This is a genomic window from Faecalitalea cylindroides (genome assembly GCF_028321995.1).
Lineage (GTDB): Bacteria > Bacillota_I > Bacilli_A > Erysipelotrichales > Erysipelotrichaceae > Faecalitalea > Faecalitalea cylindroides.
This window is the reverse complement of sequence record NZ_JAQLXG010000006.1, coordinates 1-21,579: the sequence shown is the minus strand read 5'-3', so window position 1 is coordinate 21,579 and position 21,579 is coordinate 1. Positions and strand designations below refer to the sequence as shown.

24 protein-coding genes are annotated in these 21,579 nt (G+C 35.7%); all 24 read right to left on the bottom strand.

The genetic code is table 11. The features are described 5' to 3' along the window. Positions 1–5: 5 nt before the first annotated feature. On the bottom strand, positions 6–551 hold the full coding sequence (gene frr, locus PND65_RS04710) for a ribosome recycling factor (RefSeq protein WP_015535337.1): 546 nt from the start codon (positions 549–551) through the stop codon (positions 6–8). 21 nt (positions 552–572) lie between these two features. Further along, positions 573–1,277: a UMP kinase gene (gene pyrH / locus PND65_RS04705; protein WP_015535338.1), complete on the bottom strand. Its 705-nt coding sequence runs from the start codon at positions 1,275–1,277 to the stop codon at positions 573–575. A gap of 93 nt (positions 1,278–1,370) precedes the next feature. Further along, positions 1,371–2,258, bottom strand: coding sequence for a translation elongation factor Ts (tsf, locus tag PND65_RS04700; protein WP_087319794.1), 888 nt, complete (start codon positions 2,256–2,258; stop codon positions 1,371–1,373). A 23-nt stretch (positions 2,259–2,281) separates the two neighbouring features. Beyond that, positions 2,282–3,172 (bottom strand): 30S ribosomal protein S2, encoded by an 891-nt coding sequence (rpsB, locus tag PND65_RS04695; RefSeq protein ID WP_022355823.1) that lies wholly within the window; start codon positions 3,170–3,172, stop codon positions 2,282–2,284. Positions 3,173–3,321: 149 nt separating this feature from the next. After that, positions 3,322–4,221: a site-specific tyrosine recombinase/integron integrase gene (gene xerA / locus PND65_RS04690; RefSeq protein WP_022355824.1), complete on the bottom strand. Its 900-nt coding sequence runs from the start codon at positions 4,219–4,221 to the stop codon at positions 3,322–3,324. Further along, positions 4,214–5,515 carry a methylenetetrahydrofolate--tRNA-(uracil(54)-C(5))-methyltransferase (FADH(2)-oxidizing) TrmFO gene (gene trmFO, locus PND65_RS04685; protein ID WP_271990869.1) on the bottom strand — a complete coding sequence of 434 codons (1,302 nt, stop codon included), beginning with the start codon at positions 5,513–5,515 and terminating at the stop codon, positions 4,214–4,216. The genes xerA and trmFO overlap by 8 nt, the downstream gene beginning before the upstream one ends. Further along, a complete protein-coding gene (gene topA / locus PND65_RS04680) occupies positions 5,515–7,644 on the bottom strand; it encodes a type I DNA topoisomerase (RefSeq protein ID WP_271990871.1) in 2,130 nt (709 codons plus the stop codon). The genes trmFO and topA overlap by 1 nt, the downstream gene beginning before the upstream one ends. A gap of 64 nt (positions 7,645–7,708) precedes the next feature. Then, entirely contained in the window at positions 7,709–8,446 is a 738-nt protein-coding gene (locus tag PND65_RS04675; protein ID WP_204714984.1) for a DNA-processing protein DprA, read from the bottom strand. Between the two features lie 42 nt (positions 8,447–8,488). After that, positions 8,489–9,097: a ribonuclease HII gene (locus PND65_RS04670; RefSeq protein ID WP_195295141.1), complete on the bottom strand. Its 609-nt coding sequence runs from the start codon at positions 9,095–9,097 to the stop codon at positions 8,489–8,491. Continuing rightward, entirely contained in the window at positions 9,087–9,944 is an 858-nt protein-coding gene (gene ylqF / locus PND65_RS04665) for a ribosome biogenesis GTPase YlqF (protein ID WP_271990873.1), read from the bottom strand. The genes PND65_RS04670 and ylqF overlap by 11 nt, the downstream gene beginning before the upstream one ends. 8 nt (positions 9,945–9,952) lie before the next feature. Further along, the gene (gene lepB, locus PND65_RS04660) at positions 9,953–10,564 is read right to left on the bottom strand and encodes a signal peptidase I (RefSeq protein ID WP_271990875.1); all 612 of its coding nucleotides are present in this window, start codon (positions 10,562–10,564) and stop codon (positions 9,953–9,955) included. Between the two features lie 77 nt (positions 10,565–10,641). Next, positions 10,642–10,989: a 50S ribosomal protein L19 gene (gene rplS, locus PND65_RS04655; RefSeq protein WP_022355831.1), complete on the bottom strand. Its 348-nt coding sequence runs from the start codon at positions 10,987–10,989 to the stop codon at positions 10,642–10,644. 102 nt (positions 10,990–11,091) lie between these two features. Beyond that, positions 11,092–11,811, bottom strand: a complete 720-nt coding sequence (gene trmD / locus PND65_RS04650) for a tRNA (guanosine(37)-N1)-methyltransferase TrmD (protein ID WP_022355832.1) — start codon at positions 11,809–11,811, stop codon at positions 11,092–11,094. Continuing rightward, positions 11,808–12,293, bottom strand: coding sequence for a ribosome maturation factor RimM (gene rimM, locus PND65_RS04645; protein ID WP_271990876.1), 486 nt, complete (start codon positions 12,291–12,293; stop codon positions 11,808–11,810). The genes trmD and rimM overlap by 4 nt, the downstream gene beginning before the upstream one ends. Before the next feature lie 43 nt (positions 12,294–12,336). Continuing rightward, on the bottom strand, positions 12,337–12,585 hold the full coding sequence (locus tag PND65_RS04640) for a KH domain-containing protein (protein ID WP_015535709.1): 249 nt from the start codon (positions 12,583–12,585) through the stop codon (positions 12,337–12,339). Beyond that, the gene (gene rpsP, locus PND65_RS04635) at positions 12,585–12,854 is read right to left on the bottom strand and encodes a 30S ribosomal protein S16 (RefSeq protein ID WP_022355834.1); all 270 of its coding nucleotides are present in this window, start codon (positions 12,852–12,854) and stop codon (positions 12,585–12,587) included. Before rpsP ends, PND65_RS04640 begins: the two co-directional genes overlap by 1 nt. Positions 12,855–12,911: 57 nt before the next feature. After that, positions 12,912–13,289, bottom strand: a complete 378-nt coding sequence (locus PND65_RS04630) for a hypothetical protein (RefSeq protein WP_015535345.1) — start codon at positions 13,287–13,289, stop codon at positions 12,912–12,914. A gap of 5 nt (positions 13,290–13,294) precedes the next feature. Next, a complete protein-coding gene (locus PND65_RS04625; RefSeq protein ID WP_271990878.1) occupies positions 13,295–14,881 on the bottom strand; it encodes a TIR domain-containing protein in 1,587 nt (528 codons plus the stop codon). Positions 14,882–14,893: 12 nt separating this feature from the next. Continuing rightward, a complete protein-coding gene (locus tag PND65_RS04620; protein WP_252830945.1) occupies positions 14,894–16,294 on the bottom strand; it encodes a RyR domain-containing protein in 1,401 nt (466 codons plus the stop codon). Between the two features lie 74 nt (positions 16,295–16,368). Next, a complete protein-coding gene (gene ffh / locus PND65_RS04615; protein WP_195191787.1) occupies positions 16,369–17,784 on the bottom strand; it encodes a signal recognition particle protein in 1,416 nt (471 codons plus the stop codon). A gap of 37 nt (positions 17,785–17,821) precedes the next feature. After that, positions 17,822–18,322 carry a GNAT family N-acetyltransferase gene (locus PND65_RS04610; RefSeq protein ID WP_087319779.1) on the bottom strand — a complete coding sequence of 167 codons (501 nt, stop codon included), beginning with the start codon at positions 18,320–18,322 and terminating at the stop codon, positions 17,822–17,824. Next, positions 18,319–19,260 carry a glycosyltransferase family 2 protein gene (locus tag PND65_RS04605; protein ID WP_271990881.1) on the bottom strand — a complete coding sequence of 314 codons (942 nt, stop codon included), beginning with the start codon at positions 19,258–19,260 and terminating at the stop codon, positions 18,319–18,321. The genes PND65_RS04610 and PND65_RS04605 overlap by 4 nt, the downstream gene beginning before the upstream one ends. 10 nt (positions 19,261–19,270) lie before the next feature. After that, a complete protein-coding gene (locus PND65_RS04600) occupies positions 19,271–19,999 on the bottom strand; it encodes an ABC transporter permease (protein ID WP_204714978.1) in 729 nt (242 codons plus the stop codon). A gap of 49 nt (positions 20,000–20,048) precedes the next feature. Further along, entirely contained in the window at positions 20,049–21,428 is a 1,380-nt protein-coding gene (locus tag PND65_RS04595) for a tetratricopeptide repeat protein (RefSeq protein ID WP_271990882.1), read from the bottom strand. Positions 21,429–21,579 lie beyond the last annotated feature (151 nt).

The following is a 21,579-nucleotide window of genomic DNA, read 5'->3' as shown; positions in this document are numbered from 1 at the left end:
TGGGTTTAGACATTCAAGATTTCTTTTTTCTTTTCATTTACGATTTGTTCAACTTGTTTGATATAATCGTCAGTTAATTTCTGTGAATCTTCTAATTCAGCCTTACGATCATCTTCCGTTAATTCTTTATTTTTCTTTGTAGCATCGTTAGCATCACGGCGGATGTTACGAATCGCAACTTTAGCTTCTTCACCATATTTCTGTGCATCTTTTGCCAACTGTTCACGACGCTCTTGTGTTAATTGAGGAACTAGAATACGAATAACATCCGCTTCTACCTGTGGATTTAATCCAAGGTTTGCAGCCTGAATCGCATGCCCTACAGATTTGATAATACTGCGATCATAAGGTTTTACGACCAATTGTGTTCCTTCTACAACTTGAATAGAAGATAACTGATTAATTGGCATCATAGATCCATAATAGTCAACTTGAACACGTTCTAAGATTTGTGAACTTGCACGTCCTGTACGAATCGTTTTTAAATTACTTTCTAAGTTTTCAATAGCCTTTAACATTCTTTCTTCAGCTTTAATTAAATTATCACTCATTTTAAATCTCCTGTTCTAAAATTATTTTGAAATCAATGTTCCTGTAACTTCCTGCTTAACAGCTTTTAATATGTTGCCTTTTTCGTTCATGTTGAAGACAACAAGGTCGATATCATTATCCATACACATGCTAATAGCTGTAGAGTCCATTACTTGAAGTCCTTTGTTTAAAACATCCATATAATGTAAAGAGTTGAACTTTTTAGCTTCTGGATTTTTCTTAGGGTCACTGTCATATACACCATCGACACCATTCTTTGCCATTAAGATCACATCGGCATCAATTTCACTTGCTCGTAACGCAGCCGTTGTGTCTGTGCTGAAATATGGTGAACCAGTTCCGGCACCAAAAATAACAATACGTCCTTTTTCCAAATGACGAATAGCACGACGTAAGATAAATGGTTCTGCAACCTTTTGCATTTCAACAGCTGTTTGCACACGAGTAGGAACACCAGCCTGCTCTAAAGCATTTTGAACAGCTAAAGCGTTGATTACTGTTCCTAGCATACCCATGTAATCTGCCTGAGCTCGATTCATACCCATTTCAGCCATCATCTTGCCACGAATGAAGTTACCTCCACCAACAACGATTGCAAGATCGACACCAAGCTCATGAACATCTTTTAATTCTGCCGCCAAAGATTTTAAAACCTCTGGATCAAAAGGCTGTCCATTGCCAGATAAAGCCTCACCACTCAATTTTAATAACACTCTCTTATACATATTATTTTGTACTCCTTTGAAGATTTCATCATTAAGATTATACACTATCTTTTATCTGAAAAAAAGATTGACTCAATAAAAAAAGGGTTATGATTAACCCTTGATTTGTGACATTACTTCTTCAGCAAAGTTTTCTTCGCGTTTTTCAATACCTTCACCAGTTTGGAAACGTACGAAAGATACTAGTTCAACTTTGTTGTCTTTTAAGAAATTAGCAACTTTCATCTTAGGATCCAAGAAGAATTCCTGATCTAATAAGCACTGATCTTTGAAGTGTTTGTCAACTTTTCCTTTTAAGATACCCTGAAGAACTTTTTCTGGTTTTCCAGCCATCTTAGGATCAGCTTTCATCATCTGCAACTGTAGTTCACGTTCATGTTCAACTACATCACCTGGAATATCACTCTGAGATACATAAGTAGGAGCCATAGAAGCAACCTGCATTGCGATATTTTTAGCAACAGTTTCGTTTGTTTCACCTTTTAATACAACAAGTGCAGAAATTTTTCCACCCATGTGCATATAGCTTCCGAAGAATTCATCATCTGCTTTTTCAACTACAGAAACACGACGGAAAGTGATTTTTTCTCCGATTGTAGCTGTAGCATTTGTGATCAAATCAGCGATTGTTCCTTCTGGAGTAGATGTTGTAAGAACTGCATCTACGTCAGCAGCCTTAGTATCCAAAATAGCATTCTGGATTACATCTAATAAATGTAAAAATTGTTCGTTTTTCGCAACAAAGTCTGTTTCAGAGTTAACTTCAAACAAGATACCTGTATTTCCTTTTGTTGCAACACGAGTTAAACCTTCAGCAGCGATACGACCTTCTTTTTTAGCAGCCTTGCTGATACCTTTTTCACGAAGCCAGTCAACAGCTTTTGCCATGTCTCCGTCACATTCAGTCAAAGCTTTTTTACAGTCCATCATCCCCGCACCAGTTTTTTCACGTAATTCTTTAACTTGAGATGCAGTAATCATTTTCTTTTCCTCCTATGATTTTTTTATTCAGCTGGTTTTTCAGCTGGTTTTTCTTCTTCTTTTGCAGGTTTGTTGAAACGACGGTTTTTACGTTCGAAGTTACGTTTACGACGTTCTTCATTACGCTGACGACGACGTCTTTCATTTTCAGCAATCTGCTGTTCAACATTTTTGATAACGTCTTCCATTGTTACGTCATCTTCTGTTTCATCCAAATAAGCAAGTTCTAACAATCCGCTCTTAGCATCAACGATAGCATCAGCCAACAATGTGATAACTAATTTAACTGAACGATTTGCATCATCGTTAGAAGCGATTGGATAATCTGCATCATCTGGGTCACAGTTCGTATCCAACATTGCGAATACTGGGATACCAAGTTTTTTAGCTTCCGCGATTGCGTTGTGTTCTTCTTTAGGGTCAACTACAACGATAGCATCTGGAAGTTTCTTCATTTCTTTGATACCACCTAAACTTGATTCAAGTTTAGCTTTTTCTTTACGCAAGTTAGCTTGTTCTTTTTTAGTATATACTTCGATTTTCCCGCTAGCTTCCATTTCTTCAATTTCAACTAGACGTTTAACACGTTTCTGGATCGTACGGAAGTTTGTTAATAAACCACCTAACCAACGTTTGTTAACGTAGAATGATCCTGAACGTAAAGCCTGTTCTTCGATAGTGTCTGCAGCCTGTTTTTTAGTTCCGACGAATAATACTTTTCCGCCTTCTTCGCTAATACGTTTTAATTCCTGGTAAGCTGCTTCGATCTGAGCCTGAGTTTTGTTCAGATCCACGATGTAAACCCCGTTACGGCTTGTGTAGATGTATGGTTTCATCTTAGGGTTCCAACGGCGAGTCTGATGTCCGAAATGTACACCATTCTCTAACATTTTTCTCATTGATACAATTGACATAATAGTCCTTCCTTTCCGTTACTCCTCCACCATTTCAAACGAATGCAACATCTTTGATGCACGGGCAAACGAATCCATGATGTGTGTATTCGCGCATTTTCGCGCTATTAGATTATAACAAGTCAATATCGACTATTCAAGTAAAAATATCATTGTTTTGCCAAAGGATGTGCCTTCTGATACACATCTTTGAGCTGTTTGGTCGAGACATGCGTATAAATCTGGGTCGTTGATAAAGAAGCATGCCCTAAAAGTTCCTGGACAACACGAATATCGGCACCATTATCCAACAAATGCGTCGCGAAGCTATGACGAAACATATGCGGATGCACATCCATGTCCATTCCTATATTTACTGCATGTTTTTTCATTAAAAACTGAACGCCTCTTGAAGTCAGTCCTTTTCCTTTTTGTGAAATGAATACATGATTATCGCCTTTTTCATATTTTTCATAATATACAAGACGATATTTCTTCAGTTCTTTTTCAAATCCTTTGAAAAAAGGTACGATTCTTTCTTTATTTCCTTTTCCCAGGATGCGTACACACCTTTGATTCAGATCAACATCCTGCCATTTCAAATTAACCAGTTCGCTAACACGAAGACCACAGGCATACATCATAGTAAACATGGTCTTATCCCGAAACTCAATCGGGTCATTTTCATCATATGTGTCTAAAAAATTTTCTATCTCTGAAAGAAATAAGAAATCTGGAATTTTTCTTTTATTTTTAGGCGTCTTGATTGAAGAAAGCGGGTTGGCATTGATTCCGATATATTCATTCAGGTAACGATAGAATGATCGATATGTAGAAATCTTACGAGCAATCGTTGAATTTTTAGCCGATGTTCCATCCGGTAAAACTCTTAGCTCCATCAAAAAATTCATAAAAGTCAGACGATCTACATCTTCAAAATTTGTGATCCCCTGACTTTCAAGATATTCTTTAAATTGAGTTAAATCCCTTTTATAAGCATCAACGGTTTTTTCAGACTGGGAATTTCTACGATATATATATTGTAGAAATCGTTCAATCAACTCATTCATCTAAAAGCCCCTGTATCGTTTTGATGCGCTCGAGTGCCTGATTGCATAATTTCTCTTTACGTTCATGTTTTCTACATTTCTCATTCAAATGCATGATGCCAAAATTGGCGTTCATTGGCTGGAAATGTTTTGGATCACAATGAGTCACATAATATGCCTGAGAACCCATCACACATGTATTTCCAAAGATAATTGGTTCTTTATCATTTAAATAACGAGCCATGTTGACCCCGGCAATCATCCCACTTGCACAAGATTCTACATATCCTTCAACACCTGTGATCTGCCCGGCAAAGAACAGATCCTCACGAATTTGTGTTTGGTATGTTTCTTTTAAACAAGTTGGACTCGATAAATAAGAATTTCGATGCATGACACCATAACGAGTAATCTTTAAATTTTCCAAACCAGGAATCAAGGAGAATACTCTTCTTTGTTCCGGCCATGTTAGATGGGTTTGAAAGCCAACAATATTGTACATAGAAGCTGCAACATTATCCTGACGCAACTGTACGACCGCAACAGGATGATGATTTTCATCTTTTTGTAAACCGACTGGTTTCAAAGGCCCAAACAATAATGTTTTCTTGCCTCGTTTTGCCATTTCTTCAATTGGCATACATCCTTCAAAATACTTCTCATCTTCAAAATCATGTAAATGTGCACATTGGGCATGGATCAAGGCATCATAAAACTGTTCAAACTCTTGTGCATCCATCGGACAATTGATATAACTAGCCTCTCCTTTATCATAGCGAGACTTATAATAAGCTTTATTAAAATCGATACTGTCTTTTTCCACAATTGGAGCAGCTGCATCATAAAAATGAAGCGTACCGGTATGAAGATACTCACAAATGGCCTTAGCTAAATCATCACTTGTCAAAGGGCCGGTCGCAATGATGCATGGCCCTTCAGGGATCTCTGTGATTTCTTCATTGATGACAGTAATATTTTCATGATTTCGAATCGTATCCGTAATATAGTGCGAAAAACTTTCTCTATCTACAGCCAAAGCACTTCCTGCAGGAACGCTGGTCGCATCCGCAGCTTTTATGATCAGTGAATCCAATAATCGCAACTCTTCTTTTAAGATTCCCACTGCATTGTTCAAAGAATTGGAACGCAATGAATTCGAACATACTAGTTCTCCAAATAAATCTGTATGAAATGCTGGCGGATATTTTTTAGGTCGCATCTCAATCAAATTAACTTTTATTCCTCGTTTTGCACATTGATAAGCCGCCTCACATCCAGCAAGGCCGGCTCCAATGATCGTAACTTGTTTTTCCATTATTTCTTTTCCTTCGGTTCTTTTTTAATATAACGACATTTTGGATAATTTGAACAACCTATAAAAGTTGTACCATAGCGCGATTTACGTTTAACCAGTTCATGACCACATTCTGGACACATCTCTCCTGTTGGTTCTGGTTTTGCCTTTTCTTTTAAAGGCTGTATCGTCTTACACTCTGGATAGTTTGAACAAGCCCAGAAAGGCCCATAACGACCTTTTTTTATGATCATCTTGCTGCCACAATTTGGACAGATCTTTTCTTCTTGATTTGGATCTGCATTCTCCTGCTCTGCTTCATCATTTTCAGTATAACGGCAGGAAGGAAAATTGATGCACGAAATAAACTTGCCATAACGTCCGTTTCTATAAACTAGATCGCCTCCACAAGAAGGGCAGGTTCTTCCAACTTTTTCTAATTCCATCTTTGGCATTTTTGAATACGCATCTTCAACGATAGGAGCAAATTTATCATAGAATTGATGCATATATGCAATTGAATCTTGTTTTCCTTCCGCAATTTCATCCAAGGTCTTTTCCATATCCGCCGTATATTCAACATTGATCACATCGGAAAAATACTGCCCCAGTTTTTCATCTGTCAACATTCCCTGCTTTGTTAGAACAAACACCTTGGTCTTGCTGGTTTCAGAAGTTTTCTCAAGTGTTGCATATCCTCGTTTTTGCAAAGTATCTATGATCGTTGCATATGTACTAGGTCGACCGATTGATTTTTCTTCTAATTCTTTGATCAATCTAGCTTCTGTATAACGAGCCGGTGGTTCTGTGAAGTGCTGCTTTGGTTCTACAACCACATCATGGAACACTTCATTCTCTTCAATTTCCGGCAAGAGTTCATCTGTTTGCTTTTCATATTTCTTATAAACTTTTGTATATCCATCAAAAGCCATTGTCTGTCCACTTGCGCTATACTGCAAACCATCCACTTCAAATGTAATTGTAGTAACATTAAAGCTTGCCTCTTTCATTAAAGATGCCAATGTTCTGGCATAGATCAAAGAATACAAACGATATTGATCATTGGTCAAATATTGTTTGATACTTTCAGGCGTATTTTTGATATCCGTAGGACGAATGGCTTCATGGGCATCCTGCGTATTGGCTTTATTTTTGGTATGCGCCTTACCAACATATTCTTTTCCATATTCGTCTTGGATATAAGCCAACGTATCTTTGACAAACAAATCAGAAAGACGCGTAGAATCTGAACGCATATATGTGATAAGACCTTGCATCTGTCCTCCTAAATCAATACCTTCATACATCTTCTGGGCAATGCTCATGGTCTTTCTAGCTCCAAATCCTAATTTGGTACTTGCTTCCTGCTGCATTGTTGATGTTGTAAAAGGAAGCTTAGGCTGTTTTTTCTTTGAGCGTTTTGTGATTGAAGTTGCAATAAAATCACCTTTTGATCGTTCGACAATTTCACTAGCCTGTTGCTCATTCTTTAGTTTTGGTTTTTTACCATCTACTTTAGACAAAGTTGCTTCAAAACTCTGTGTCCCTTTTTTCAGATTGGCATGAACGCTCCAATACTCTTCCGATTTGAACGCCTTGATTTCATTTTCTCTTTCTACGATCAACTTAAGTGCTACAGACTGTACACGTCCAGCTGATTTTGAACGAATCTTGTTTTGTAATAACTTGCTCAATTTAAATCCAATGATACGGTCTAACATTCGTCTTGTTTCCTGACTTCTTACCAAATCCATATCAATATGCTTTGGATGTTCCATGGCTTCAAGGATAGCTGGTTTGGTTACTTCATGAAACACGATACGCTTTGTCGTGTCGATATCTAAATCAAGAACTCTAGCTAAATGCCATGCGATTGCCTCCCCTTCACGGTCCGGGTCACTGGCCAGATATACATCTTTGGCTTTCTTTGTCAGTTCTTTTAACTCTTTTACTACGTCTTTTTTCTCTTTACTTATTTTATATGTAGGTTCAAAATCGTGATCTACATCAATTCCTAACCCTTCTTTTCCACTTGTGGCCAAATCACAAATATGACCTTTGCTGGAAACGACCTTGTAATCTTTTCCAAGATATTTTTCAATCGTTTTAGATTTTGATGGAGACTCAACGATAACTAAATTCTTTTTCATCTTCGTAAAACTCCCTCCAATGTTCACGCTCTATAAAACAATAAAAAAATTGATTTGTCAATTCCTAAAGATATTCTAATTCCTTTTCACTTGACAAAATATTTGCTCCCTGACTAATTAAATAATTACATCCTTGATACCTTACATCATTAAAAGCTGTTGGTAAACAATAGACCGGTTTCGAAAGTTCCAACATCTCATTCACCGTTAACATCGTTCCACTTTTGATCGTAGCTTCGATCACGATCAAGGACTCGCTTAAAGCCGCAATCAAACGATTTCTCCAAGGAAAATTTCTGGCATATGGAGCAACCCCAGGTGGATATTCACTGATCACAAGTTGTGTGGCATACATCTTTAAAAACAGCTCTTTATTCACATACGGATAAATTCGATCAATACCACAGCCAATGATCCCTATTGTATCCTTGTCTAAACTTGCCCAATGACTTGCCGCATCAATTCCTTTTGCCAAACCCGATACGATGCAGTAACGTTGTTTTAAGCGCTGACTGACAAGAGTCGCATTTTCTATAGCCTTTTGACTGCAGTTTCTTGCTCCAACGATTCCCACACATCTTTTTTTCAATAGATCATAATTACCTCTATAAAAGATGATCCATGGTGGAAAGCGAAGTTGTCGAAACGATAAAGGATAGGCTTCATCTACGATCGTGACATATGACTCAGAAATCTTAATTTCCTGAAAACTTTCTTTTGATCGTATCGCTTGTCCGATCTTATTCCAATCACCTTGATATTTTATGGCATAATACAAAATAGCTTTTCTCATTTCATTCATACTTTCTATTACACCGCAAAAAGAAAAAGGAACAAAAAGTTCCTAAAAAAGTTTAATTTCCAACATTTTTTGCACAGGCCCATAACTTCTTCTATGGCAGTCTAAGACACCATATGTATTTAATGCCTCTATATGTGCCTTAGTTGGATATCCTTTATGTTTACTAAATCCATACATAGGATACAGCTCATCCAGCTTTTTCATATATCGATCTCGTGTAACTTTTGCCAAGATGCTGGCAGCTGCAATCGATAAAGACTTTTGATCTCCTTTTATAACCGATTCCCATTCCTTGTCCAGCGATGGTAAAGGCATGGCATCACTTAAAACGATATCAACAGGTGCATTATGTGCTATTTCCAACATTGCCTCCTGCGTTGTGCGATAGATATTCTTTTTATCGATGATCTTTTCTTCAATGACCAGTATTTGATACCACAAAGCCTCATTGGTGATCAAAGAGAATAAAGCTTCTCTTTTTTTCTCCGTCAGCTTTTTGGAATCATCGATCATCTCATTTGTAAATCCCTTTTCAAAACAGACACCAGCTACGACCAATGGACCGGCAATCGGACCACGTCCGGCTTCATCAATGCCTAGAACATCTTGATGTAGATCCCAATGATCAAAATCAATTGGCCTATCCAACATTGGGTTTCTCCCAGGTAATCAGCCCACATTTATTTTCACGCATATCTTTGACAAACGAATTCATCAATCGATTCTCATCAATCTGTCCTTTTTGAAGATATCCTCGCTTGATCGCAACTTGTTCTAATGTATGCCATGGTGTGTCTTGAATTTCGATTCCATAGGTTTCAATCAAAGAAGAAGGATTATTTTCCATCAACCATTCAATCGCAAACATTGCTAACTCATCCATGGTTACGACCTCATCACGAATCGATCCCAACAATGCAAGCTTTAAACCAATCTGCTGGTCATCAAATTTAGGCCATAATACCCCTGGTGTATCCAAAAGCTCAAGATCTTTATCCAATTTGATCCATTGTAGACTTTTTGTAACTCCTGGCTTATCTGCTGTTTTGGCCGCTTTTCTCTTAGCCAAAGTATTGATCATAGTTGACTTACCAACATTAGGGATCCCGCACACCATGGCACGTAAAGCCCTGGGCTTGATTCCGCGGCGTTTTTGTTTTTCTATAAAAGAAGCACACAAAGTTTTAGAAGCCTGTACAATAGCTGCTTTATAATTCTCATGTACTAAATCCAAGGCAATGACACGTACATTGTCTTTTTCTAAATACGTGATCCACTCTTTGGTTAATTTAGGATCTGCTTTGTCTTTTTTAGACAAAATGATCAATCTAGGTTTTGTATGAATGATGCCATCCAGCATAGGATTTCGACTCGAATCTGGTATCCTGGCATCACGGATCTCGATGACAAAATCGACTTTCTTCAAGTTTTCTTCCATCTGCCTGGCAGCCTTTGTCATATGTCCTGGAAACCATTGTATTTTTTTTGAATTCTGCATAGTCTCTCCTACTTAACACCCATTTCGCTTAATGGAAAGATAACGATCACATTTTTGCCAAAAATCTGATCTTTATGAACAGGACCCACTGAAGTATCGCGAGAATCTTTTGAATATGGGCGGTTGTCTCCCATCACAAAATACTCATCTTCTCCTAAAGTAATCGGACCAAAATCCATATTAAAATATCCAAATTGATCGATCATGCTTTGTTTATAATTTTCATCAATATATTCACTTTCATCCAAGACTTCGCCATTGATATAGATTTGTTCATTGATACATTCAATTGTTTCGTTTGGCATACCAATGATACGTTTTACCCAATGACTTGTTTCCTGTGTATCGGGATCTGTCATTCTTACCACGACAACCTCCCCACGTTCTGGTTCAGTCAATAATGTTCCAATAATATTCGTAAATCCAATCTCTCCATTCTTCAGTGTTGGATCCATGCTCTTACCATAAACCGTTACTGGATGTGCGATAAAATTAATAAACAACAAAATCAGGACCGTTCCGATCACAAAAATCTTCAAAAAATCCAGTATATCCTCTAGCAGTGTTCTTTCATCTTCTTCATTGTAACGAAATGAAGAACTTTTCTTTAGTTTTTCCATCAACATCTACCCCTTTAATTAAATACACCCTTATTATACACAATTTTAAAAAAAGCTGGATATATAATCCAGCCTAATTAACGAACTTCTTTTAAACGAGCAGCTTTACCAGAACGTCCGCGTAAGTAATGTAACTTGTTACGACGAACTTTACCGTGACGAACTACTTCAATTTTTTCAATGATTGGTGAGTGTAATGGGAATTTACGTTCTACACCGATCTGGTTAGAAATCTTACGAACTGTGAATGATTCTGCGATTCCTCCACCTGTACGTTCGATTACAACACCTTCGAAAACCTGGATACGAGATTTTCCACCTTCGATAATTTTAACGTGAACTCGTACGGTACTTCCTGAACGGAATTCAGGAATATCTGTTTTTAACTGAGATTTTGTAATTTCGTTAACTAGATTTAAATTCATCTTTCTTTCCTCCTGTATCTCGTTCGATCATATTGTTCATTCGCAAAAATAACTGCCAGCGGAACAGATCGTGCATAAATGCTAGAATATGATATCACATCTTTATTCTTTAGGCAATAAAGAATCTAAGAAATCTTTGTCTTCTTTTGTCAATGGATATTCGTTTAATAAATCTTTACGATGATAGTATGTATTCTCTAAAGCTTTTTGATGGCGCCATTTTGCGATATTGGCATGATGTCCACTCAATAATACATCCGGTACTCTTTTTCCATCATATTCCACTGGTTTTGTATATTGAGGATATTCCAGTAAACCATTAGAGAATGAATCATCCTGCCAACTATCCTGACGAATGACTCCTGGCAATAAACGAAGAATGGCATCACACATAACTACACAGGCCGATTCGCCACCAGTCAAGACAAAATCTCCCAAAGACATTTGAATATCAACATAATCACGAATTCTTTCATCAAAACCTTCATAATGACCACAGATAAAGATCAAATGATCCTTTAAGGAAAGCTCTTTTGCCCTGGATTGATTAAAAGTCTGACCCTGTGGAGTCAATAAGATCACAGTGCTATCCTCCGTACGTATGCTCTTTAAAGCATCCAGTATCGGTTGACACATCAAAACCATACCAGCACCTCCACCATAAGGTGTATCATCCACATGGCCATGCTTTTCCTGTGTAAATTTTCGAAAATCGATCACTTCGTATTCAAAAAGATCTTTTTCTTTAGCTCTTTTGATGATGCTGGTATTCCATAAAGGTTCAAAATATTCTGGAAATAATGTTAGAATACTGATTTTCATCGCAAGCCTTCCATTTCTTTGATCGTGATCTTTTTTTGTTCGATATCTACATCAATCAAAAAAGCATCTACAAAAGGAAGTAAAAAGCTCTTTTTCCCATCTTGAATACGCAGAACCAGATTCGCTCCTGTTTCCAAGATATCGCTGACTTTGCCAAGATATTCCTCTTGTTCATTAAACACTTTGCAATCAACCAGTTCATAGTAATAATACTCATCTTCACTCTTTAAAAGGTCTGATTTTTTGATGAACACTTCTTTGGTCTTTAAAGCTTCAGCTTTTTCTATTGTATCAACATCAACAAACTTACAATAGCCAAACCCTTTCTGCTCACGATAGCTGATTACTTCTAATTCCGTACCATCCTGCAGATAGAGAATATTTCCTTTTTTAAAGCGCTCCTGGGGTTGATCTGTATGAATGTATAATTTGCATTCGCCTTTAAGACCATGCGTATTAATGATCGTTGCTACCCTAAGCATGTTCTACCTCCCTTAAAAAAATTAGGATGTGCGATCACACATCCTAATAAGCTTCAAACTTCACAGAAACTCGCTTATGAGTTTCTCTTGCAGCAATTGACATCATCTGACGTATACTGCTTGCCATTGAACCTTTACGTCCAATTAGACGAGCTACATCTTCACTGTTCGCATACACGTATAATAAGACTTCGTTTTCATTTGTTGATGACATTGTCTTTACCGATAAAGAATTCTTATCATCAACAAGTGGTGTACAAAGATCTAAAAGTGTTTTTTCTAAATCTACCATTATTTTGACATTTTAGCTTCATGAAATTCTTTCATGATGCCTTCTTTTGACAAGATAGCACGAACAGTATCAGTTGGTTTAGCTCCATTGTTCAACCATTTCATAGCAACTTCTTTGTTCAAAGTTACCTGATTTTCAGTAGCAATTGGATTATATGTACCAACTTCTTCAATGATACGTCCATCACGAGGACTACGTGAATCAGCTGCTACGATACGGTAGAAAGGACGTCCCTTTTTACCCATTCTTTTTAAACGTAATTTTACCATTTTCTTAACCTTCCTTTTCTTTAAGCTCGTATAGAATACCATGCCTTATTTAAAGTGTCAAGTATTTTTGCTTGACAGTATCACAGTTTCAAAAGAAACTTCATGACCATCTTCTATTAAGATCAATTTTGAATCTTCAGAACGTTTAAAATTCAGTTCATATACAAGAGTATCTATTTTATCACCCGTATTAAAAGAAATTGAATATTCTTTATCTTTGATTCCCATATTAACACTCTCTGGATCTACATTCATTTTATAAAAAACCACATAACTATTGTTAGCTCCTGAAATCAAATAGATTGAATCTTCTTTCTTTTCAACCATAGAGTATTGATCTAGAATGTTCGAATCAACTTGTTTCAAAGATTCTTGTGGTTTAGCACATCCGCTAAAAAGAAATAAGCAACAAAGAATAGTTAAAAATATTTTCATCTTGATCACCTGCTGCATATCTCAATATGATTTGAGCTATTAAACTTTTCCATAAACTCTTCTTTTTCTAAACTGTTTTTAAAAAGCATTTGTACTTCACCTAATAAAAAATCAATTTCATCTGAAACATTCACATTTTCTATACAAATCGGAATAATGATCTTATTTCTTCTATCTGCAAATCTCAATTCCTTTAAGCAATATTTTGAATTAATTGAATGTCTAGAAAGAAAGAATATAAAATGTGATGCATTTTTTATATGATTCATTAAATTTTCAGTCCATGATGATCCTGCCCTGATTCCTTCATCAAACCAAATGCGATACCCTTGATTTATTAGCATTTGTAAAACTTCTTTTACTACCTTGCTATCGGTATGAGAATAACTCACAAAGATATAAGGTTTATCTCCTTCATATGCCTTAATTGGTTTATTTGAATTGGCTTTTGTCTCTACCTTAGCCTTATCAATCGATTTATTCTCTGGCTTCTTGTTTAAAAGATTGTTTATACGTTCAATATCTGCTTTGCAATCTTTTCCTGATTCATTAGCTTTTTTATACCAATTCAAAGCCTCTGTTAAATTTTTCTTGACCCCTTGTCCACTTTCATAGATTCGTCCAATTTGACTTTGCGTATATCCATAAAGATTTCCTTTTAGATAAAGTTGAAGTGCTTTTTGATAATCTTTTTTTGCACCATTACCATAATAATAACAATCCGCTAACCAACCATGCGCTGTGGTATCACCTAAATCCGATGCTTTTTTAAACAGTTCAAAAGCTTTATTGTAATCTTTTTGAACGCCTTCCCCATTATAATACAAAGCACCTAAATTGTTCATACTAGAGGCATGACCAAAATCAACACCTTTTTGAAAGTGTTCAGCCGCCTTAGGATAATCAGAACCAGTGCTTAAACCACGTGCATAGATACATCCAATTTGGTATTCAATAACTCCTCTAGGCTTTACTTTTAAATAAAACTGGAGTGCTTTTTCATAATTGATCTTTGTACCTTGTCCGTAAAAATAACAATCTGCTAAATACTCGTAAGCTAGACTTTCTCTTAAGTCACAAGCTTTTTTAAATAAACCAAAAGCCTTATTGTAATCTTGTTGAACTCCTTTCCCATCATAATATAATCTTCCTAAATGATAAATTGCATTTGCAACATTTTCATTTGCTGCTTTTTCATACCATCCAAAAGCAGAATCTAGATTCTTTTTGGTTCCTTTACCATATTCATAACAATATCCAAGCCAATTCATAGCGGATGAATATCCATCTATTGAAGAGGATAAAAAGCATTCAAATGCTTTTACATAATCAATTTTTGTATTATTTCTGCCATTATAATAATCAACACCTTTTTCAAACAATTCTTTTGATTCTGTGTTCGAACTCAAAGTTTGTTTTGATTGTACATTTTTGTACTTTCCTTCAAGTATCAATTTTTCCAATGCCGCAATAGCTGGCTTATAATTCATTTTTGCAGCATTTTTAAAATAAGCTCCAGCCATTCTATAATCGCAATCATTTAGAGCTTCTACACCCATTTGATAAATTTCTTTAGCTTCTGTTTGTTCCATTTTCACACCTCCTTATTTAAATTCTAATAATAATTTAACTGTATCGCGATCTTTATCTTTTTCCACTTTCGAGAGTTTTTCATATGGAATCAAATCAATATGTATTTTTTGTTTAGAATCTTTATTTTTGCCATTTGCCGGAATTCCATACTTCCAATTTGATAGGTAATGATATCGACTCCAACGTATATGTTCCAAGTGTGCCAAGTAATCAATCCGTTCATCAGTCAGATTATTTAAATCCCAATCTTGGATAAGCTTTAAACGCGTAACGTGATAATCTGTACTGCTGATATTCGAGTATTTTGTGAATGTATCTAATTTATTCCATTCAAGCTCTTTATTCACTTCATTTTCTTCAACATTGTTATAAAGATGTGCATATCTTAAATTCAATCTTTTTGCTACATCAAGAGTTCTCTCATTAAAGATATTCTCTTTTGTTAGAGCTAATTGTTTAAAATCAAAAATATTGAGTCGATTTTGTTCTGATAATAAATCATAGATTGAAGGGTTATCGGCAAAGACTTCGATTTCATTTATCGTTGTCTGCATCAATAAAGTTTGAATAATAGATAACTGATTATTTTGTTCGCAGACAATAACCACGTCAGCTTTGTTGATAAGATCTAAATGTGACTCCCAATGATCATAAAATACAACAGTATCAGAAATATTAGCTAAGCTCGAATAAATTGAAGTAAAATGTTCTTCTTCTCCAAACACATCATATGTAATATGCTGGCCAGGGTCAAAGATGTTATTCTGTAAAGCTTGCAGAATTATTTCTTTTCCTAAATTCCCAAATCCGATCAATACAATATGTGCATCTTTAATATTCGCTAAAATTTTTTTAATATCAAATTTATTCCAATATAGTCTAGCACTAATTTCATTCATATTAAATAATTTAACATTATCATTCGATATGAGTTGAGAACGTAGTGTTTCACATTGAATATAAACTTTCTTATCCCTTAATTTTTCTTTATGGTTTTCATAAAACAAAAGATTCTCTTCTTCAGCTCCACATAAGATATATCGATGTGCTTTTACAAATTCAAAATCTTCTGTTTCAATAATTGGGTTATTTAGTGATTGTTTTATAATACTGCATAATTCAGCGTTTCCATATAGTACAACACTATCATTTCTTTGATATTTTATATAATTATAAATACGTTGACGATAATATGAAAAGAACATCAAAACACTGCTAAATGTCATAATTGGTGCTAACCATCTTGCCGCTTCAACATAATAGTTATAGGCAGGTCCTTCATAGGCAACAAAGTACATGCTAAAAGAATAGAAAAGTGCATCCGACATTGGAATTTGTGCTTCTGTTAACCCAATGATTCCAAGGATCAAAGGAAGAATGAGGAATATGTAACTGATTTTAAGCGTTTTCATAATTAAATGATAGCACAAATTACTCTGTTTCTTAAAAAAAAGAAAAAGAATGTTCGCATAGAACATTCTGTAGGTTATTTCTTCTTTTTCTTTTTTGACTTCTTTTGTTTTTTGCTTCCTGTATGTTTGGACATGCCTGGCATTCCAGCACCTCTTTGCATATTGCTTAGAGCATTCATATTGGGCATCCTTCCGCCGTTCATGACTTTTGTAAGCATCTGCATTTGTTCCAATTGATTGATCAATTTATTAACATCCATCACCTTGACACCGGCACCTTTGGCAATACGATTTTTTCTTGATGCCTTTAAGCAGGAAGGATTTTCTCGTTCAAAAGGTGTCATAGACAAGATAATGGCTTTATTTTTCTTCATAGAGTCATTAACCTGGTCATCATCGACCTTGTTGACCATCTTGCCCATTCCCGGGATCATCTTTAACATATTCTGCATCGATCCCATTTTCTGGATCTGACCAAACTGATCCAAAAGATCGTTGAAGGTAAAGACACCCTGCTGCATACGTTTGGCCGTCTTTTGTTGAACTTCCATATCCAGTTTTTCCTGTGCCTGTTCAACAAGGGTAACGATATCTCCCATGCCCAGAATTCGATCCGCCATACGATCTGGATGGAATTCCTCAAGGTCTTCTACCTTTTCACCACTGGAAACAAATAATACAGGAACATTGGTAATGCTACGAACAGATAGCAGTCCACCTCCACGAGCATCGCCATCCATCTTTGTTACAACCAAGCCTGTAATGGATAAACGTTCATTGAATTCTTTGGCAACCGTAACAATATCCTGACCTGTCATTGCATCCACTGTCAATAAGATATCATCCGGTTTAACGAGTTCTTTCATCTCAGACAACTCGTTCATCAATTCATCATCAATATGTAAACGACCTGCCGTATCAAAGATCACAAGATCTTTTTGTCGATCCGCTGCATAGCGCATTGCCTGACGAGCTGTTTCAACCGCTGGCGTTTGGGCACCTAGTGTAAATACTTCAATATCAATACTCTTACCTAATGTCTGTAACTGTTCAATAGCTGCCGGTCTGACTACGTCACATGCAACTAACAAAACTCTTTTTGCCAGCTTTTGCTTGCAGTAGCGTGCGATCTTGGCAGATGCTGTTGTCTTACCTGTACCTTGAAGACCAACCATCATCAACGTTGTAATACCTTGTTTTTTAAAGTTGATCTTTGCGTCTTCTTCACCTAATAACGTTTGAATTTCATCGCGAACGATCTTAACGACCATCTGTCCAGGATTTAATGAATCCATGACTTCCTGGCCTAAGGCTTTTTCTTTTACATTCTCAACAAACTCTTTAACAACATTATAGTTAACATCCGCTTCCAAAAGTGACAGGCGCACTTCCTTCAGCATTTCATTCATATTTTTTTCAGTCAGTTTTCCCTGCCCGGAAATATTCTTTATCGCTTTATTCAAGCGTTCACTTAACGATTCAAATGCCATATATATTCTCCTTCAAACGCTACTAGTTTACCTAAAATTATGAAAAATTACAATCCTTGCACCAATGATATGCCCATCTTGGTTCACCATTTTTTAAAATGATCGTGCCAACGTGTTTAAAACCATGTCGAGTCAATAAATTCTGCATAGGAATATTGTCCTCATGCGTATCTATACGCACATTTTTATTGTGTTTGAATGCATAATTTAAGATTTCTTCTCCCATGTGTCTTTTTAAGCCTCTGGTAGCAACCTTATGTAAAACTGCATATGGCTCATCATTTAGCCATTCACCATCATAAATAATCTTGTAACATGGATCAATTCCTTGATAATATACAAAACTTGCCTGAATGATACCTTCACTTTCAAGCACATAAAAACGATCTTGTCGCATTTCCTCTAAAAGCTCATCTTTTGATGGATGGCCTTCTGGCCATTGGTTTGGATTGCCTGCCTGCATCATGAAAGCCCGTGCTCTTTGATAAATTTCTAATAGCACAGGCATATCTTCTATCGTAGCTAATCGTACTTTCATTGTTTATTCTCCAATTGTCTATCATAAGACCATCCTAATTTGAAGCGTGCAATCGATAACCAGATACGATAAGCGACACACAATATCGGATTGATCTTTTTCCAGTCAATATTGGCAGGAATATAAACCGGGTTATCTTTTTTAGAATAGAAGAAAATCAACGTATAGAGTATTACCATATCAGAATTATAATAATTTGAATCAAAAGAGAACTTTTCATCTGGATATAATTTATGCAAATAAGCTTCCTGATATTCATACGCTTTACGCATATCATATACAGTATCAAGATCCATATGGTTGGTCAAAGACCCCCTTCTTTGAACATAATGGTAATATCGATTTGGAATCGTGCACACTTTTTTCGCATTATGGAATGCCTTAAAAATCGTGCGTGTATCCTCAAATCCTCTAGTACCGGAAGGAAAGCGAACATTGTCAAAACATTTCCTAGAAAACAATTTTGCCCAGGGATAATTATTGACACCTTTATTAGATACCATATTATGTAAAGCTTCTAAACTTGTCATGGTCTTTTTAGGTGCAACTTTTCTAAATAATGGAAACAAGCCAAAATCCATCACATATCCACAAGCAACGATATCACAGTGTTCCCTTTGAACGACATCCATCATTTTTTCAATTGCTCTACGTGTTAGAAAATCATCACTGTCAACAAACATCACATAGTCACCATGAGCTTTATCTAAAGCGCGATTTCGGGTTGTGGAAATCCCGGCATTTTCATAATCATATACATATATATTGTTAAAGCGTTTTGAATACAACAACGCTATATCTCTAGAATTGTCCGTCGATCCATCATTGATGATAATGATTTCAATATCTTTATAAGTCTGCGCAACTAGTGAATCTAAACAACGTGATAGATAACGCTCAACATTATATACAGGTATCAAAATACTGACTAAAGGCATTATATCCCCCTTATCTAGTGATCAAATGTAACAATTTCTTTATTAACGCATCAAATACAAATACGATGAGAATCAACCAAATCGTCCATGCCATAACACTGGCTAGATCTATATCCAATCTTGCCAACTGAATCTGCCGACCAATACCCGTTTGAACTTGTCCAAGTATTTCTGCCATAACGCCTACTTTAAAAGCTAAAGAGCTTGCACTGATCAAGCTGGATACTACAGCTGATTTCATTAATGGAATATAAATTCGTGTAACCGTCACATACATACTTTGCGGATAGATCATCAAAACATCATGCCACAGATTTTCCTGTTCTTTTAAAGACTCAAAGATATTTTGATAAATGATCGGAAACAACAATAAGAAGGAAACTATAAATACCATAGTTTCTCTAGAAACCCAAAATAACAATAAGATCACATAAGTCACATTCGGAATCGAACGTAAGATCAATATTGTTTTTTCCAATAAACTAGATATGAAATGTTTCCTTAAAGAAATGATCGCAATAAGTACTGCGACTATAAACGAAACAATAACAGAAAGCACAGCACGAAATACGCTCATGAATACAGAACTATAAAAGCTGGTCGCAAATAAAAGTTTGATCATGATTTCTATCACCATAAATGGTGAAGGAAGTATATAAATATTGTTGATCAGACACGATAATATCAACCAGAAAACCAAAAATCCTGCGATAAAATAGATCCAATGACGAACTTTCATGTCAGCCCCCTGTTATAGATTTTAGCATTTTTCCTACATAATACAAAATTTATTCGAGATTAAAGCTAGAATCCACATGATCTACTACATACTCCCAGAATATTTTTTTGCCTTCTACTTTTTCAGGATCGACTTGTAACATATCATTAAATAAACGATTGGAAACAGAATATCTTTCAAGTTTTAAACAAGCCTTTAAGATGATGATCGCATTATAGCCATCCGGCATCACATCATCATACATCCCAATAACACCTTCATAATCTTCCAATTGATATAAAGCTTTTAGCTTATGCGTAAGAAAATAAGTTTGATACTCTTTAGGAATATGATCAAATATATCAACAACCATCTCATATCTTTTATGTTTCAAATGTATATCCAATAAGATCATCATATAAAAGATATATTCTGAATCACTCTCCGGTTCAGCATGATTTACATCATTTAGCAAATAATCTTGGTAATCGTCTAAATCATGATCCAAGGCAAATTTTAATAGTAGAGTAAAAGCACCACAGTTATCTTGCACATAAGATTCCAAACAGCGCAAATACTGAATATTTGAAATATTTAAATGTTTTAGTGCTTCCGTATGTGCCAGAACAAAATCAAAAGGTTCATCATCCTTTAATTCATAATTCTCTATGATTTCATGAAATAAGATATTTGCGTTATCAAAATCATTGTTTTTTTCATAAATAGAGGCAAGATTGTATTTAAGTGCATCGCTATTGATTTCTTTTAGTGCCTCTAAGATATATGGTAAAGCCTCGTCTAGTCGGTTATTGGTAAATAAATAATCTGCTTTAATACGACTTAAAGAAGCACTAGAAATTATGTTTGTCTTCTGTGCAATCTGATCAGCCTCGTCAAAACAATTCGCAAAAATTAATTCCTGACAGATAGGCTCGATCAAATAATCATTATCTAAAAGCTTTTCAAAATAATCCATAGCACGCGATACTTTACCGATACATAAATAAGAAACTGCACAGTTATACAAGACTTCCGGAGTTTCATTTTCTAATAATACATCTTCAAAATAAGAAATCGCATGATCATAATCCTGTAAATGGAAATAAGAAAGACCAATCATATAAATTGTATGCATTAAATTCGGATCATCCTGTTCTAAATGACACTGTTTAAAATTCTGGATTGCGTTTTCAAAATCCTGTAAACCAAAATACGCATCTCCCAAACGTTCATATACAATGTCATTTTCTATACCATCTTCAAGAGCATCGTTCATTAACTCAATAACATAGTCATACTCTTCATTAGCCAATAAAACGTCACTTGAAGCCATATAGTAAAACTCATCCTTACCATATTCAAAACAATATTCTTGAATGCTGTGTTCAGCATTTTCTAAGTCATCATTTTCTATTTGTTCAATAATCAGATCTTGCATTTTTTCCTGCATCATTGATTCTCCATTCTATTTAAATCTGTCTTTCTAAAAAATAGTATATCAAACGAAAGATACAAAAAAAAGGCAAAAAAAAGGGACCCGGCGGCAAGCTATCTTCGCAGGGGCAGGCCCAACTATTTTCGCCGATGAAGTGCTTAACTTC